The following is a 15,612-nucleotide window of genomic DNA, read 5'->3' on the forward strand; positions in this document are numbered from 1 at the left end:
ACCCAGATCTTGCCGCCGTGCGACTCGTCGTCCTCGGTGTTCCAGCCGGTGTTGCCGATCTGCGGCGCGGTGGCGACCACGATCTGCCGGTGGTAGCTCGGATCGGTGAGGGTTTCCTGATAGCCCGTCATCGCGGTGCAGAACACCGCCTCCCCGAGGGTTTGTCCGACGGCGCCGAAAGACTGCCCGGTGAACACCTGGCCGTTTTCCAGAACCAGTACCGCTCTACTCATTGATCACTTTCTGTTTCAGCGAAATCGTCGACCCAGCCGCTGTACACGGCCTTGTCGTCGGCTCTGATACCGGAGTCCACCTCGGTTCCGTTGGGCAACACCCACCGGACCACGAGAACCCCGCCTGCCCCCATGACCTTGCCGCCGTGCCCGCTTTCGGTACGCACCGCCGTCACGCTCGCCCGCGGGATCCAGATGTCGCCGGCGCCTTGGCGGGAGATCTCGATACCGTCGGTGAATTCGGTGATATTGGCGACTGCACGATCGCTCAGCCCGCCGACGGTGATCTTGTTCTGCCAGCTCGGCGCGAAGGTGGTGCCCAGGTACAAGCCCGAATCGGGCCCACGCAGCAGCTCGCCGGGATCGGCCGGCAGCACCGGGATCTCCCCGACCGCCTGAGCCTGGTCGCGGGCCTTGATCGCCGACCCGGTCGCCACCATGTACACCATGCGTCCCAGACCGGCCAGCACGGCGAGGGTGCCGCCGACGATCGCGACATTGCCGACCGCCTTGCCCCAGGACCAGTCGGGCCCGACGTGCAGCACCACAACCGCGAGTACGACGATCGCGACCACCGCACCGAGGCGGATGCCGGTCCGCTTCATCGGCGCACCGCCCCCTCGTGGGCGGTGATCGTCCCCCGCAGGACTGTCGCCCGGATGGTTGCGGGCAGTGTCATGTCTGCGTAGGGAGTGTTGCGCGACAGGCTGGCCAGCTCGTCGGCCTTCACCGTCCATGAGGATTCGGCGTCGACCACAGCCAGGTTGGCAGGTTCGCCCACCGCGATCGGACGGCCCTGATCGGTGAGCCCGACGATCTGCGCGGGACGCTCGCTCATCACTTTGGCCACGCCGCGCCAGTCGAGCAGCCCGGTACTCACCATCGTCTCGACGACGATCGACAGTGCGGTCTCCAGCCCCAGCATGCCCGGACGTGCCACGGAGAACTCGCAGCACTTCTCCTGCGATGCGTGCGGGGCGTGGTCGGTGGCGACGCAGTCGATGGTGCCGTCGGCCAGTCCGCGGCGCAGTGCCAGGTTGTCGCGTTCCTCCCGCAGTGGCGGGTTCACCTTGTTGACCGGATCGTAGGTTTCCAGCCGGGCGTCGGTGAGCAGCAGATGATGCGGGGTGACCTCGGCGGTGATCGAAATACCTTGCGCTTTGGCCCATTTGACGAGTTCGACGGTGCCCTCGGTGGAGGCGTGGCAGATGTGTACTCGGGTGCCGGCGTCGCGGGCCAGCAGTGCGTCGCGCACGACGATCGACTCCTCGGCGGCACGTGGCCAGCCGGTCAGACCCAGCCGGGACGCGGTCGGGCCTTCGTGGGCAAGCGCACCGACGGTCAGCCGCGGCTCCTCGGCGTGCTGGGCGATGAGGACGTCGAGGCCCTTGGCGTATTCGAGGGCGCGGCGCATCAGCAACGGGTCGTCGACGCATTTGCCGTCGTCGCTGAACATCTTCACCTTGGCCGCACCCGCAGCCATCATGCCCATCTCGGCGAGTTGTTTGCCTTGGAGTCCGACGGTGACCGCACCCACCGGATGCACGTCGACCAACCCGACCTCGCGGCCGGTGCGGTACACGTTGTCGGTGACGGTCGAGTTGTCGGCGACGGGGTCGGTGTTGGCCATCGCGAATACCGCGGTGTAGCCACCCAGCGCGGCTGCCGCCGATCCGGTGGCGATGGTCTCGGTGTCCTCGCGGCCGGGTTCGCGCAGATGGGTGTGCAGGTCGACGAAACCGGGCAACAGCACCGAGTTGTGACCGGCCAAGCGTTCGGTGTCGGCCGGTGCGACCAGGCCGGGACCGATCTCGGTGATCACGCCGTCGACGATCAGGACGTCGACGGGGCTGCCTTCGCCGTAGGGCCGGACATCGGTGATCAGCAACGATCCGGGCGCGCTCACTGGTTCTCCCCTGTTGTGGTTTCCGGGTCGGTGCCGACGAGCAGCCCGAACAGCACAGCCATCCGGACGTGAACGCCGTTGCGGACCTGGTCGAGCACCGTCGCGCGCGGCGAGTCGGCCACCGAATAGCCGATCTCCATGCCGCGCAGCATCGGACCGGGGTGCAGCACCACCGCGTCGTCGGCCATCAATGCCAGGCGGCGTTCGTTGAGTCCGAAGCGCACCGAGTATTCGCGCGAGCTCGGGAAGAAGCCACCGTTCATGCGTTCGGCCTGCACCCGCAGCATCATCACCGCATCGACGGCGGCGAGTTCGGCGTCGATGTCGGTGGACACCGTCACCGGCCACTGCTCGACACCCGTCGGCAACAACGTCGGTGGGGCGATGAGCACCACCTCCGCTCCCAGCGTCGACAGCAGGAAGGCATTGGAGCGGGCGACGCGTGAATGCAGCACGTCGCCCACGATCGCGATGCGTTTGCCGTCGAGAGTGCCGAGGCGCTGCCGCAGCGTGAGCGCGTCGAGCAGAGCCTGGGTGGGATGTTCGTGCATACCGTCGCCGGCGTTGATGATCGACGGTCCGGTGCCATCAGCGGCAGTGGTCCATTCGGCGATCTGCCGGGCCGCACCCGAAGCCGGATGCCGCACGATCAGCGCGTCGGCGCCGGCCGCATGCAGCGTCTTGACGGTGTCGCGCAACGACTCGCCCTTACCCGCCGACGAACTCGACGCGCTGACGTTGATGACATCGGCGCTCATCCACTTGCCAGCCACCTCGAACGAGACCCGGGTACGGGTGGAGTTCTCGTAGAACACCGTCATCACGGTGCGCCCACGCAGAGTGGGCAGCTTCTTGACCTCACGCCCGGTCAGCGCCTGTTCGAACCGTTCGGCCTCATCGAGGATCGCGGTGGCCTGCGCACGGGACAGGTCCTGTGTGCTCAGCAGGTGCCGCATCACGCCCCCGGCCGGTGAGCAGTACGGGAACCGAGGACGACCTCGTCGGCACCATCGTGTTCGATCAGGTGAACCGCGACGTTCTCCTCGCGGGAGGTGGGGATGTTCTTGCCGACGTAGTCGGCGCGCAGCGGCAGTTCGCGGTGACCGCGGTCGACGAGCACCGCGAGTTGCACCGCTGCCGGGCGGCCGAGGTCGCGCAACGCGTCGAGGGCGGCGCGGACGGTGCGCCCCGAATAGAGGACGTCATCGACAAGGATGACGATCGCGCCGTCGACACCGCCGGCGGGCACCATGGTGCGCTCGAGCGGCCGGTGCGGTTTGTCGCGCAGATCGTCGCGGTACAGGGTGATGTCGAGATAGCCGACCGGAATATCGGTACCGGCGAACTCAGAGATCTTGGCGCCCAGCCGTTTCGCGAGAGACGTTCCGCGGGTGGGGATGCCGATGAGCACCACATGGGGTGCGCCGGGTGCGTCGAGAGCCGTTTTCTCGATCACCTGATGGGCGACACGCGCGATGGTCCGGGACACATCCGCCGCGTCGAGCAGCACCCGATGGGATTGCCCATCGTTGTTTACGTCAGCCAACGTGACCTCCTTCTCCGCCTCACGGGACGGTCCGTTAAAGGATGCCTGCCGGTCATGCAGTCTACACGCGGAGGGGACTATCTCCAGCCGGGCGTGGCGTGATCTGGCCCGCACAGACTCCTACATCGGGCACAAGTATTGCGGTTGGTTCCGGAATCCGGAACCAACCGCAATACTTGTTCGTCGGGGTCAGCAGTCGGTGTGGGGTTCGGCCGCGGCGGCGGCGCGCACCTGCGGGGCCAGGTCGGCAATGCGGGCGAGCACGCCGTTGACGAAGGCGGGCGAATCGTCGGTGGACAGTTCCTTGGCCAATTCGACGGCCTCGTCGACGATCACCACCGGATCGACGTCGGTGGCGTTGAACAATTCCCAGGTGGCCAGCCGCATGATGGCCCGGTCGACCGCGGGTAGGCGCGGCAGCGTCCACTCCTTCAGGTGCGAGGACAGCACTGCGTCGACCTGATCCTGGTCACCGGCCACCCCCTCGATGACGCGCGCGGTGTACGGATGGATCTGCCCGACGCTCTCGTCGGTGATCACCAGCTCACGGCGTTCGGTGACCAGGTCGGTGGCCTTGACGCCCTTGGCCTCGGCCTCGAACAGCAGGTCGACGGCGCGTCTGCGTGCCTTGTGACGGGTACCCGGGTGTTTCACTGAACCTCGCGCTCAGCTGTTGACGCGGCCGAGGTAGCTGCCGTCGCGGGAGTCGACCTTCAGCTTGTCACCGGTGTTGATGAACAGCGGCACGGCGATTTCGGCACCGGTCTCCAGCGTGGCGGGCTTGGTTCCGCCGGTGGAGCGATCACCCTGCAGACCGGGGTCGGTCTGCTGTACCAGCAGTTCGACGGTGACGGGCAACTCGACGTACAGCGGCGCACCCTCGTGGGTGGCAACCTGCGCGGTCATGTTCTCGAGCAGGAACCGCGCACCGTCGCCGACGGTCTCGGGTGAAATGTTGAGTTGCTCGAAGGTCTCGCCGTCCATGAAGACGTAGTCGCTGCCGTCGTTGTACAGGTAGGTCATGTCGCGGCGGTCGACCGTGGCCGTCTCCACCTTGACGCCGGCGTTGAAGGTCTTGTCGACGATCTTGCCGCTGAGTACGTTCTTGATCTTGGTGCGCACGAAGGCCGGGCCCTTGCCGGGCTTGACGTGCTGGAACTCCAGGATCTGCCAGAGTCCGTTGTCCATCTTCAGCACGAGGCCGTTCTTGAAATCGGCGGTACTCGCCATAGGTGGTTACTTCCTAACGTCAGATGACGGTGAACGTCTTGTCGGTGGTGGTCAGCAGGTCGGGTTCGCCGTCGGTGACCACGAGGCTGTCCTCGATCCTGACGCCCCCTCGACCTGGGAGATAGACGCCGGGCTCCACGGTCACCGCGGCGCCGCATGGCAGTGTACCCGTCGCGGCCGATCCGATCCCCGGTGCTTCATGGATCTGCAGCCCGATACCGTGCCCGAGGCCGTGCACATACTTGTCGCCGTAACCCGCATCGTCGATCACCGACCGGGCGGCGGCATCGACGCCCCGCAGGTCCGCATCCGGTGTCAACGCCGCCCGGCCGGCGGCCTGCGCGGTAGCCACCAGTTCGTAGATCTCACGCTGCCAGTCGGCGGCGCGGCTGAGGACATAGGTACGGGTCATGTCCGAGTGATAGCCGGCAACGGCCGCTCCGAAGTCGATCTTCACGAAGTCCCCGGTGGCCAGCACCGCCGGGGTCGGCCGGTGATGCGGTATCGCCGAGTTGGCACCGGTGGCGACGATGGTCTCGAACGAGACCGCGTCGGCGCCGCGTTCGAACATCTCCCATTCGAGCGCTCTGGCGACCTCGCGTTCGGTCCTGCCGGGTGCGAGCAATCCCCGTTCGATGATCGCGGCCAGTGCCTCGTCGGCCACCACGCAGGCCCGCCGCAGCAATTCCACCTCGCCCGGATCTTTGACCTCACGCAGAGTTTCCACCAGCCCGGATGTACCCACCAGGTCACCGTCGAGATCCCGGTGAGCGGCGACCGTCACGATATGTTCCTCGAAGCCGACGCGGACCGTGCCGCCCTGACCGGCATGCTCGACGAGCGCGGCGAGACAGTTGCGTGCGATCACCGCTTCCAGGTCACCCGATTGTTCGGCGACCTGCGTGATGTAGCGACCGTCCGTACTGATCCGGTCGGCGTCCGGATCCGCCGCACTGATCAGCACGGCCGCGTTGGAACCGGTGAAGCCGGTCAGATACCGGACGTTGATCAGGTCGGACACCACCAAGACGTCGGCGGTTCCGGCGACCAGTTCGCGAAGCCTGTCGCGGCGGTCGCGGTGGTCTGCGGACGGGGGCGGATTCCAGGGCTGAGCCATGGGTAAAATCTACCGATCGGCCAGTCCTGACCGACGCAATGCAGGGGATGTGGTTTCCCTCACGTCACCGGTAGTCTAGTCTGTCGGCCATGGGTTCTTGGTTACTGCGCGGTATACCGCTCACCGCTGTCCACATCGTCGCGCGTGTGCTCCTGGCCATCGCCGTGGTGGAAAAGCCGCTCTCGTCGAGCACGTGGAAGGTTCTCGCCGTCGCCGCGGTCGTGCTGGTCGCACTGCTGTGGGGCGGTGTCGACGGCATCCGCGACGCTCGGGCCAACCCCGACCCCGACGACTACGCCGACCTGACCGTGCGCTGGCTCAAGGCGGGTCTGTTCGCCGGTGTCGTCGCGGGCCTCGTCTTCTGGTGCATCGGCACCTGGTTTATGAACGGCATCGGCCAAGGTTCTCCTCCGGTTGAGATTATCGCCGGCGGATCGTTCACCGCCCTCCTGGTCTACGCACCCGCGTTCGTCGGATTCTCGTTCGGCCGCTGGGTCGTGCGCCGCGATCAGCGCAAGAACGAGCCCGAAGAGGACTGGTCGTCGCACGAGGAACGCGCCGCCGCCCACGCCTGATCGCCAACCAACGGACCGCAAAGCCCGCCACGTCGACTCCGACGTGGCGGGCTTTCTAGTTCAATCAGGCTTCGATCAGAGCAGGACACCGCTACCGGAGGCGGTAGCGCCCGCCACCGCCGAATAGGCGGCTGCGATCAGCGACGGGTCGGGGCCTTCGAGGCGGCCAGGTTTGGCGAGTCCGTCGAGCACGACGAACCGCAGCACACCCGACCGGTTCTTCTTGTCACCGGCCATGCCCTGCAGCAGGTCGGCGAAGGCGTCCGGATCGTAGGTGGTGGGCAGACCCACGAGTTCGAGGATGCTCTTGTGCCGGTCGGCTGTCTCGTCATCGAGGCGGCCCGCCAGCCGGGCCAACTCGGCCGCGAACACCAGCCCCACCGACACCGCGGCGCCATGACGCCACTTGTAGCGTTCGCGGCGTTCGATGGCGTGGCCAAGGGTGTGTCCGTAGTTGAGGATCTCCCGCAGCGAGGACTCCTTGAGGTCGGCCGACACCACATCGGCCTTGACCTGCACCGATCGCCGGATCAGCTCGGGCAGCACATCGCCAGCCGGGTCGAGAGCGGCCTGCGGGTCGGCCTCGATGATGTTCAGGATCTCGGGGTCGGCGATGAACCCGGTCTTGATGACCTCGGCCAGCCCGGCGACGACCTCGTTGCGCGGTACCGTCTCCAGGGTGGCGATGTCGATGAGGACGGCGTCGGGTTCGTGGAAGGAACCGACGAGGTTCTTGCCGGCGTCGGTGTTGATGCCGGTCTTGCCGCCGACCGCGGCGTCGACCATAGCCAACAGCGTGGTCGGGATGTGGATGACGCCGATGCCACGCATCCAGGTGGCGGCGACGAATCCGGCGAGGTCGGTGGCCGCGCCGCCGCCGAGGCTGATCACCTTGTCGTTGCGTTTGAGGCCGATCTGACCGAACACGCCCCAGCAGAACGAGGCGACCTGCAGGTCCTTACCGGCTTCGGCGTCGGGGATCTCGACGGAGTGGGCGTCGAAACCCTTCCCGATCAGGAACTCCCGGATCTGTTTGGCTGTTTCGACGAGGGTGGGCTGAAAAACGATCGCGATCCGGTCGGCACCGGCCGCCGCCTCGGCGACCTCACCGAGCAAACCCCTGCCGATGACCACGTCGTACGGGGCACCCGCGTTGACTCGGATCCGGATAGGTTCGGTCGTACCGGCTGTCGCTGCGGCTTCTGTCGGCGCAGTTTCTGGCGGCGCGGTTTCTGTCACGGGGTGTTCCTCTCGGGAAGGAGGTGGTCGGCGAGTGCGGTGACGACGGCATCGGCGATCTCGGCGGCATTGCCGGCGCCGGCGTCGACGGTGATCGTGGCCAGAGCGGTGTAGGTGTCCTGCCGTTCGGCGAGCAGTTCGCGATACCGGGTTTCGGGGTCGTCGCCGGCCAGCAGCGGACGGTCCCCACACTGGGCGCGGACGAAGCCTTCGTCAGGGTCGATGCTCAGGTAGACGACGCGCTGCCTGCCGAGCGCGTCGGCGATGGCAGGAGTCATCACCGCACCGCCGCCGAGCGATACGACGCCACCGCGGGTGAGCAAATCGAGCACGACTTGTCGTTCGATCTCCCGGAACGCCGGAGCGCCGTCCTGGTCGAAGATCTCCGGGATGGTGCGGCCGTCGACGCGCACGATCTGTTCGTCGGCGTCGGTGAAGTCCACGCCGAGCAGTTCGGCCACGAGCTTGCCGACGGTCGACTTGCCGGCCCCCATGAAGCCGATCAGGACGGCGGCCGGGTGGGTCTTAATCCTCTTGCGGGTCACCATCATTGGTGCGGTGGCCTCGCGCTGATCCGCTTCACGTAGGCGTTGAGGTTGTCGGCGGTCTCGGCGGCCGAGTCGCCGCCGAACTTGTCGAGTGCGACCTGTGCGAGGACCAGCGCCACCATCGCCTCGGCAACCACGCCCGCAGCGGGTACCGCACACACGTCCGAACGCTGATGGATCGCCACGGCCGGTTCGCCGGTGGTCATGTCGACGGTCTGCAGAGCGCGGGGCACTGTCGAGATCGGCTTCATCGCGATACGCACACGCACGTCCTCACCGTTGGTCATGCCGCCTTCGAGGCCGCCGGCGCGGTTGGTCGAGCGCAGCACGCCGTCGGGTCCGGGCACCATCTCGTCGTGTGCCGCACTGCCGCGGCGGCGGGCCGTCTCGAATCCGTCGCCGACCTCGACCCCCTTGATCGCCTGGATACCCATGAGGGCGGCGGCCAGTTTGGCATCGAGCCGGGTTTCGCCGCTGACGTGAGAGCCGAGGCCGATGGGCACTCCGGTGGCCACGATCTCGACGATGCCGCCAAGGGTGTCGCCGTCCTTCTTGGCGGCCTCGATCTCGGCGATCATCTTGTCAGCCGATGCCGAATCGAACGCCCGGACGGGACTCTCGTCGATCGCGGGCAGGTCGCTGTAGCGGGGCGCGGGACCGTCGTACGGGTCGGAGGCACCGATGGAGATGACGTGGCTGAGGACCTCGATACCGAACACCTGCCGCAGGAAGTTGCGGGCGACGCTGCCGGCGGCCACGCGCGCCGCGGTCTCGCGGGCACTGGCCCGTTCGAGGACCGGACGGGCGTCGTCGAAGCCGTACTTGAGCATTCCGGCAAAGTCGGCGTGACCGGGCCGGGGCCGGGTCAGCGGGGCGTTCCGGGCGCTGCCGGCGAGCTCGTCGGGATCGACGGGATCGGCGGCCATGACCTGTTCCCACTTGGGCCACTCACTGTTGCCGATCTCGATGGCGACCGGCCCACCTTGGGTACGGCCGTGCCGGATCCCGCCGAGCAGAGTCAGTTTGTCGGCCTCGAACTTCATCCGGGCGCCGCGACCGTAGCCGAGGCGGCGACGGGCGAGTTGTTCGGCGATATCGGACGAGGTGACCTCTACTCCGGCGACCATCCCCTCGACGATGGCGACCAGGGCCGGTCCATGGGATTCTCCGGCGGTTATCCAGCGCAACACGGCATCAATTGTTCCACGACCCGATGTGGCCCTTCTGCTCAGGCCATGATGGACAGATGGCAATAGGCGATCTGGTCCCCTGGCGATCCTCCCGCACATTCGGTGAGCCCCTCACCACCTCTGATGGTGTGACCGTCGTTCCGGTGACCCGCACGATCCACGGCAGCGACGACGGCGATGCGCTCGGCGTGTTCGTGATCCGGGGCGACGAGGTGGTCTGGTCCCCCGTCGTCGACGCCGACCGCGTCGCCCTGATCGGCGTGGTCACCGGCCTTGTCGCCGCCACCCTCGGCTGCATCGCCGTCGTCCGCCGCCCACCCTGGCCGGACCTGCGCCGGCAGTAGCACCAGCGCGCCGCACCTTCTTGTCGGAGTGACCACGCGGAAGGTACGACACAAACCAGACCTGTCGACAGCGGTCAGCGTGTCAACATGCGCAGATCCAGGTCAAAGGCGAACGGCACAGTGGTGGTGAATTCGCCGATGTGCTCACTGCCGGTGTACTGGCCGTCGGTCAGGGTGAGTTCGGTCAGGCGTGGTCCGTCGAGGTCAACGATCCAGTAGTGGGTGATTCCGGCGTCGGCGTATTCGCTGCGTTTCATGACCCTGTCGATACGCCGGGTGCCGGGTGAGATGACCTCGACGGCGAGGAGCACGTGCGCTGCGTCCAGGTGGTCGGGAGCAGTGGCTGCGCAGACCACGAGATCGGGGACGCGCACCGTGGCCGGGGTGTGCGCGTCGATCACGATGTCGATCTCGCCGAGCACTTCGTAGTCCTCGCCGGCGGCGCTTTCCAGGGCGTTCCACAGCCGGTGTACGGCCCGAATGTGTCGTTTGGCAGGCCGGGGCGTCACGATACGGACGCCCTCCTGGAGTTCGGACCGCACGCCGGTCTCCTCGCCGAGGGCACGCCAGTCCCGCAACGACAACAGCGAGGTGAGGTCGGGACCGGACATGAGGTCAGGGTACTCGCGCCGGTCGTGCGGTCGACGGTGTCAATGGGTCACCGCCAGTAGCAACGTCGACGCGCAAACGAGTGCAGGTCCGTGCGGGAGTGACGAGGACCGGGCGACCAGCGCGGCGATCGCCGAGAGGAGCGCGGCGAGCAGGACGACGAGCATCCCGGTCGCCCAGTCGGCGGTGAGACCACCGACGACCAGTGCGAGCTTCACATCGCCGCCTCCGCATTGCCGGAGCAGCCACGCGATCAGGTAGGGCGTCGCCGCGACGACGCCGGCGACGACCACCCCGGCCGATGTCGTGCCGATCGCGGCGACGGCGATCAGGCCAGGCCACAGTAGTGCGTTGGTGATGCGCCGGGTACGGGTATCGCGGACGGCGATGGCGGTCAGCCACAGGCCGACGGGGATCGAGGCGAGAGTCACCGAACAATCGTCGCTGCCCGATCCACCGATTCGGGGTTCTCAATCAGATTTGTGGACAACCGATTTCGCTGTGGACGGAGTGTTTGACACTACTCAGGTGTCAGTGATCGCGGCGGCCATCGCCTCGCGGGGTGCGGGCAGCCCGGTGAACTGTTCGACCTGGCTGTAGGCCTGATTGAGGAGCATCACCAGCCCCCCGACGATGCGCCCACCCGACGCGGTGACGGCGGCGGCGAGCGGCGTAGGCCATGGGTTGTAGATGACATCGATGACCGCTGACGCCACACGCACCGAGTCGATGATCGGCGCGGTGGCCGGAGACGGAACCGTCGACACGACGACCCGCGCGGACCGGCACGCCTCGGTGAGTTCCGCTGACGCGACGAACGGCAGAAAACCGCATCTCAGACCCAGGGCCTCCGCGAGCGCGGCGACGTCGGCGGCGCGCTCAGGACTGCGCACCACCACGCGTACCGAGGTGAATCCGGCGTCGGCGAGAGCGCTGATCGTCGGCAGCGCGGTGCCCCCGCCGCCGATCACCACCGCCTCACCGCCGGCGCCGGCGAGCACTCCGAGCTCACGCAGAGCCCCGGTCATCCCGTCGACGTCGGTGCAATCGGCGCGCCAGCCAGTGGCGGTACGCACCAGGGTGTTGGCCGAACCGATGAGCCGGGCACGCTCGGTGACCTCGTCGGCGAACTCGAGCGCGGCGATCTTGCCGGGCATCGTCACGGAGAAGCCCACGAACTCCGGGCCGGCTCCCCCGACGATCCCGGGAAGCTGCTCGGCAGTGCATTCGATGCGGTCATAGGTCCAGTCGGTCAGCCCGAGCGCCCGGTACGCGGCCAGGTGCAGATCAGGTGACCGCGAATGCGACACCGGGAATCCGAGTACCGCGGCACTACGTGAGGTCATCGCGCGGCATCAGCATCCGGTGGACAGCAGGCCGGTGTCGCAGGCTTTCTGCCGATTGCGTTTGTGTTCCTCATAGTCGTCGGCGAACAGCGTGGTGCCGTCCTGGTCGATCGACACGAAGTACAGCCATTTGCCCTTGGTCGGATGTTCGGTGGCCTCCAGCGCACGCTCCCCGACCGCACCGATCGGTGTCGGCGGCAACCCGAAGATCTGGTAGGTGTTCCACGGATTCTCGTCGCTGTAGGCGTCGCCGTGCACGTCGATGTTGGTGACCTTGGCCTTGTAGTTGGACGTCGAGTCCATCTCCAGGCGCTGATCCTTGGCCAGCCGGTTCAGGATGACACGCGCGACCTTTGGGAAGTCCTCGGGATTCTTCGCCTCCCGTTCGACGATCGACGCGGTGACCAGCGTTTCGTACGGGGTCAGGCCCGAACCGTTGTCGTTGAGCAGACCCCACTTCTCGAACCGGGCCGCGCTTTCGGTGATCAGATCGGACAGGATCTGGGTGGCCGAATGCTCAGGATTGATGTACTCCCACGTGCCTGGCGCGATGAGTCCTTCCAGTCTGCGGAAGTCACCTCTCACCTCCGAAGCCGTGACATATTTGCGCGCCCAGTCGGGCACACCGAGTTCGGAAGGCTTGGCAGTGGCCGCGACCTTCTGCAATTCCTTGACCGTCACACCGCGGTGCGCCCCGTTGATCTCGACCTCGGTCGCGTCGGCGATCATCTGGAAGATGCCCGGGGTGGTCTTGCCGTCGATGCCCTTCTTCGATTCGAGCTGCAACCCCTCGGGGACGTTCATCAGCCCCACCCGATGGACCCTGGTCGAGTCGGTCATCATCGACACTGCGGTAGAGGCCGAGATCTGCGTGCGCAGCTTGTAGTAGCCGCCCTCCATGGTTCGCCCGCCCGTCGCGTTGATGAACGCCTGCGTGCTCTTCACCACATCACGCTCGGTGAGGATGTTCCCGAAGTCGCTCAGTGCTGAATTGGGCGGGATCTCGACGATCACGTCGGCGACACCGGATGCGCCGGAATAGTCCGGTGCGCTCACCGCGCCACCGAAGAACCGCATAGCGCCGTATCCGACCGCGCCGAGCATCGCCAGGAATGCGACCAGGACAACCGCGATCACCTTCCGGCGTCTACGCCGACGGCGGTCCGCCTCATCGGACGATCCGGCGTCCCGGACACCCGATCGGGCCGAACGAACACTCCTCGCCGAACGATCGCCTCCTGTCGAACGAGGTGCCCGGTCCGTATTCTCATCCGCTGACGTCGCCGCACCACCGGACACGGCACCGGACTTGTCACCTGCCACGGCAGCCGGCTCAGCCGCGACCCCGGCAACAGACGCCGGTGCGGCATCGCCGGTATCGGTCCGACCTGACGACGGCGTGGAGTTCCGGTCAGTGTCGATCGGTGGTGGCGTCGGGAGCAATCCCCGCGCGACCCCCGGTGCGCCGTCGACCGGGCCGGTGGACTCCGCGGGACGAGGAGGCGGCGGTACCTGAGGTACATACCGTCCACGAAGATCCGGTGCCGCCGACGGTGCCGGCCACTGCGCCGGCGGCGGAGCCGGATAACTGTTGGCGCCGGGCACCGGCCCGCGCTCCTCCGGCGCAGGCCGCGGTTCGATCCGCTGCGGCATCGCGCGCGAGGACTCCGGATCGGTCCCGCCGACCTCGTCGCGGTGACGCCGACGACCGTTCACCGGCCGGTCCGGGTGCGGCTGGGTGAAGAACCTCAGACGATCGACGTCATCCTGCGACACGTCCTGCCCCGCGGTGCCACGATGGCGGCTGTGCCGATATTGCTCATCATCCACCGAACATGTCCCCTGTCACCGGCATCCACCCCTGAGGGTGCGGCGCGTCATCGTCCCGCATCCAGCCACCCTTGCAGAATAGCGACCGCCGCCGCCTGATCAATGACCCCACGGGATGATTTCACCGAACGACCACTGGCACGCAGCGCCTGCTGGGCGGTGACCGTGGTGAACCGTTCGTCGAAATACTCCACCGGCACCGGCGCGATCGACTCGGCGATCGCGGTGCCGAACGACCGGGCGGCATCGGCGGCCGGACCTGCGGTGTTCCGCAGCGTCCGGGGCATCCCGATCACCACTGCGACCGCCTCGTACTCGCCGGTCAGCGCGGTGATCCGGTCGACGTCGGCGCTACCGCCGGGTGTCCGGGTCACCGTCTCCACCGGCGTGGCCAGAATCCGGTCCGGATCGCATACCGCAACCCCGATTCGCACGCTGCCCACGTCGATGCCGAGTACCCGTCCCGGCCGGCCGGCCGCTGCCGGGGTCACCGAAGCACAAGCTCTCTGATCCGGGCCATCGCGGCGTCCGCACCGCCGACGTCGGTACCCGAACCCTGCGCCAGGTCGGGTTTGCCACCTCCGCGGCCACCGACGAGCGGGGCGATCTGCTTGACCAGGTCACCGGCCTTGATTCCGGCCTCGCGAGCGCTGTCTGTGGTGGCGACGACGAACGGCACCTTGGTACCGGTGGCCGAGAACAGCACGACCACGGCGGGCTTGTCGGCCACCTTGCCGCGCAGGTCTGTCGCCAGCGAACGCAGATCACCGGCGTCGATACCGTCGGGCAGACGTCCGCCCACCACGAGTGTCGAACCCGAGGTGACCGCTGCGTCGATCAACCCCGACGTGGCGTTGCGGGCGGCTTCTGCGCGGATCCGCTCAAGTTCCCTCTCCGCGTCACGCAGCCTGGCCACCAGTGCCTCCACCCGGCCGGGTACCTCCGCGGAAGGCACCTTCAGCGTCGACGCCAAACCCGCGAGCAGCGCACGCTCCTTGGACAGGTACCGGAAGGAGTCCATACCCACGTACGCCTCGACGCGCCGCACACCCGAACCGACCGACGACTCGCCGATCACCGTGATGGGCCCGATCTGCGCCGACGACGACACGTGCGTGCCACCGCACAATTCCATCGAGAACGGTCCGCCGATGTCGACGACCCGCACCTCGTCACCGTAGTTCTCGCCGAACAGGGCAAGGGCACCCATCGCCTTGGCCTCGGCCAGCCCCGTCTCGAAGGTGCGGACCGGATAGTCGGCCTCCACCGCGGCGTTGCTGATCTCCTCGATCTCGCTACGCTGGGCCTCGCTCAGCGGGCCGTTCGCGTGGAAGTCGAACCGCAGGTAGCCGGGCCGATTGAGGGAGCCGGCCTGGGTGGCGTTGGGACCGAGCACCTGCCGCAGCGCGGCGTGCACCATGTGGGTGCCGGAGTGCCCCTGCGTGGCGCCATGCCGCCAGGCTGCGTCCACCGACGCCAGCACCTCCTCGCCCTCGGTGATCTCGCCCTCGTCGATCCGCACTTTGTGCAGCCACAGCGTCTTGTTGAGTTTCTGGACGTCGGTGACAGTGAGCCGGGCACCGGACGCCGACGTGATGGTTCCGGTGTCGGCGATCTGACCACCCGACTCGGCGTACAGCGGACTGCGGTCGAGCACGACCGTCAGTTCCTGTCCGGCGCCGGCGGCCGGCAGCCGTGCGCCGTCGGCGACCAGGCCCAGCACCTTGGCCTCGGACACCAGCTCACCGAAGCCGGTGAACTCGGTGGGACCGCGGTCGAGCAGGTCGCGGTACACGCTCAGGTCGGTGTGACCTGTCTTGCGGGCGGTCGCGTCGGCCTTGGCCCGGCCCTTCTGTTCGGCCATCAGGGCGGTGAACCCGTCCTGGTCGACGGTCAGGC

The 15,612-nt window shown here is 67.4% G+C and carries 19 protein-coding genes; 2 read left to right on the forward strand and 17 right to left on the reverse strand.

Translation table 11 applies throughout. The features are described 5' to 3' along the window. The 8 genes from Q0627_RS17455 to Q0627_RS17490 form a co-directional block, all read right to left on the reverse strand. Window positions 1-233 (reverse strand): carbamoyl-phosphate synthase domain-containing protein (locus Q0627_RS17455; protein WP_298811679.1); only part of this gene is annotated, 233 nt, incomplete at its 3' end. Next, window positions 230-838, reverse strand: coding sequence for a hypothetical protein (locus Q0627_RS17460; protein WP_298811681.1), 609 nt, complete (start codon window positions 836-838; stop codon window positions 230-232). The genes Q0627_RS17455 and Q0627_RS17460, both read right to left, overlap by 4 nt. Beyond that, window positions 835-2,139 (reverse strand): dihydroorotase, encoded by a 1,305-nt coding sequence (locus tag Q0627_RS17465; RefSeq protein ID WP_298811683.1) that lies wholly within the window; start codon window positions 2,137-2,139, stop codon window positions 835-837. Before Q0627_RS17465 ends, Q0627_RS17460 begins: the two co-directional genes overlap by 4 nt. Beyond that, the gene (locus Q0627_RS17470) at window positions 2,136-3,095 is read right to left on the reverse strand and encodes an aspartate carbamoyltransferase catalytic subunit (RefSeq protein ID WP_291011110.1); all 960 of its coding nucleotides are present in this window, start codon (window positions 3,093-3,095) and stop codon (window positions 2,136-2,138) included. The genes Q0627_RS17465 and Q0627_RS17470 overlap by 4 nt, the downstream gene beginning before the upstream one ends. Next, window positions 3,095-3,685, reverse strand: coding sequence for a bifunctional pyr operon transcriptional regulator/uracil phosphoribosyltransferase PyrR (gene pyrR / locus Q0627_RS17475; protein ID WP_291011106.1), 591 nt, complete (start codon window positions 3,683-3,685; stop codon window positions 3,095-3,097). The genes Q0627_RS17470 and pyrR overlap by 1 nt, the downstream gene beginning before the upstream one ends. Window positions 3,686-3,874: 189 nt before the next feature. Further along, window positions 3,875-4,339 carry a transcription antitermination factor NusB gene (nusB, locus tag Q0627_RS17480; protein ID WP_291011103.1) on the reverse strand — a complete coding sequence of 155 codons (465 nt, stop codon included), beginning with the start codon at window positions 4,337-4,339 and terminating at the stop codon, window positions 3,875-3,877. 12 nt (window positions 4,340-4,351) lie between these two features. After that, on the reverse strand, window positions 4,352-4,915 hold the full coding sequence (efp, locus tag Q0627_RS17485; protein ID WP_291011101.1) for an elongation factor P: 564 nt from the start codon (window positions 4,913-4,915) through the stop codon (window positions 4,352-4,354). A 19-nt stretch (window positions 4,916-4,934) separates the two neighbouring features. Then, complete coding sequence (locus Q0627_RS17490) at window positions 4,935-6,032, reverse strand: Xaa-Pro peptidase family protein (protein WP_298811686.1); 1,098 nt, start codon at window positions 6,030-6,032, stop codon at window positions 4,935-4,937. Window positions 6,033-6,121: 89 nt separating this feature from the next. Between Q0627_RS17490 and Q0627_RS17495 the strand changes: the two genes are divergently transcribed. Beyond that, window positions 6,122-6,607: a B-4DMT family transporter gene (locus tag Q0627_RS17495; RefSeq protein WP_298811688.1), complete on the forward strand. Its 486-nt coding sequence runs from the start codon at window positions 6,122-6,124 to the stop codon at window positions 6,605-6,607. A gap of 75 nt (window positions 6,608-6,682) precedes the next feature. Here the strand turns inward: Q0627_RS17495 and aroB are convergent, their stop codons facing one another. The 3 genes from aroB to aroC are packed head-to-tail and all read right to left on the reverse strand — an operon-like array spanning window position 6,683 to window position 9,584. Then, complete coding sequence (gene aroB / locus Q0627_RS17500) at window positions 6,683-7,846, reverse strand: 3-dehydroquinate synthase (protein WP_291011095.1); 1,164 nt, start codon at window positions 7,844-7,846, stop codon at window positions 6,683-6,685. Then, on the reverse strand, window positions 7,843-8,397 hold the full coding sequence (locus tag Q0627_RS17505; protein WP_291011093.1) for a shikimate kinase: 555 nt from the start codon (window positions 8,395-8,397) through the stop codon (window positions 7,843-7,845). Before Q0627_RS17505 ends, aroB begins: the two co-directional genes overlap by 4 nt. Then, window positions 8,394-9,584 carry a chorismate synthase gene (gene aroC, locus Q0627_RS17510; protein ID WP_291011091.1) on the reverse strand — a complete coding sequence of 397 codons (1,191 nt, stop codon included), beginning with the start codon at window positions 9,582-9,584 and terminating at the stop codon, window positions 8,394-8,396. The genes Q0627_RS17505 and aroC overlap by 4 nt, the downstream gene beginning before the upstream one ends. 56 nt (window positions 9,585-9,640) lie before the next feature. Here aroC and Q0627_RS17515 point away from each other — a divergent pair, with 56 nt between their 5' ends. After that, complete coding sequence (locus Q0627_RS17515; protein WP_291011089.1) at window positions 9,641-9,928, forward strand: hypothetical protein; 288 nt, start codon at window positions 9,641-9,643, stop codon at window positions 9,926-9,928. A 74-nt stretch (window positions 9,929-10,002) separates the two neighbouring features. On the opposite strand, the gene Q0627_RS17520 is transcribed toward Q0627_RS17515, so the two are convergent. The 6 genes from Q0627_RS17520 to Q0627_RS17545 all read right to left on the reverse strand — a co-directional run. Then, the gene (locus Q0627_RS17520) at window positions 10,003-10,539 is read right to left on the reverse strand and encodes a Uma2 family endonuclease (RefSeq protein WP_291011086.1); all 537 of its coding nucleotides are present in this window, start codon (window positions 10,537-10,539) and stop codon (window positions 10,003-10,005) included. A gap of 39 nt (window positions 10,540-10,578) precedes the next feature. Continuing rightward, a complete protein-coding gene (locus Q0627_RS17525; RefSeq protein ID WP_298811691.1) occupies window positions 10,579-10,968 on the reverse strand; it encodes an A24 family peptidase in 390 nt (129 codons plus the stop codon). 93 nt (window positions 10,969-11,061) lie between these two features. Continuing rightward, window positions 11,062-11,883, reverse strand: coding sequence for a shikimate dehydrogenase (locus Q0627_RS17530; protein WP_298811693.1), 822 nt, complete (start codon window positions 11,881-11,883; stop codon window positions 11,062-11,064). A 9-nt stretch (window positions 11,884-11,892) separates the two neighbouring features. Continuing rightward, window positions 11,893-13,020 (reverse strand): endolytic transglycosylase MltG, encoded by a 1,128-nt coding sequence (gene mltG / locus Q0627_RS17535; RefSeq protein ID WP_298811695.1) that lies wholly within the window; start codon window positions 13,018-13,020, stop codon window positions 11,893-11,895. A 740-nt stretch (window positions 13,021-13,760) separates the two neighbouring features. Next, window positions 13,761-14,204, reverse strand: coding sequence for a Holliday junction resolvase RuvX (gene ruvX / locus Q0627_RS17540; RefSeq protein WP_291011075.1), 444 nt, complete (start codon window positions 14,202-14,204; stop codon window positions 13,761-13,763). Continuing rightward, the coding region (locus Q0627_RS17545; protein WP_298811697.1) for an alanine--tRNA ligase-related protein at window positions 14,201-15,612 on the reverse strand (1,412 nt) is incomplete at its 5' end. The genes ruvX and Q0627_RS17545, both read right to left, overlap by 4 nt.

Origin of the sequence: uncultured Gordonia sp. (assembly GCF_937858515.1) — a bacterium.
Lineage (GTDB): Bacteria > Actinomycetota > Actinomycetes > Mycobacteriales > Mycobacteriaceae > Gordonia.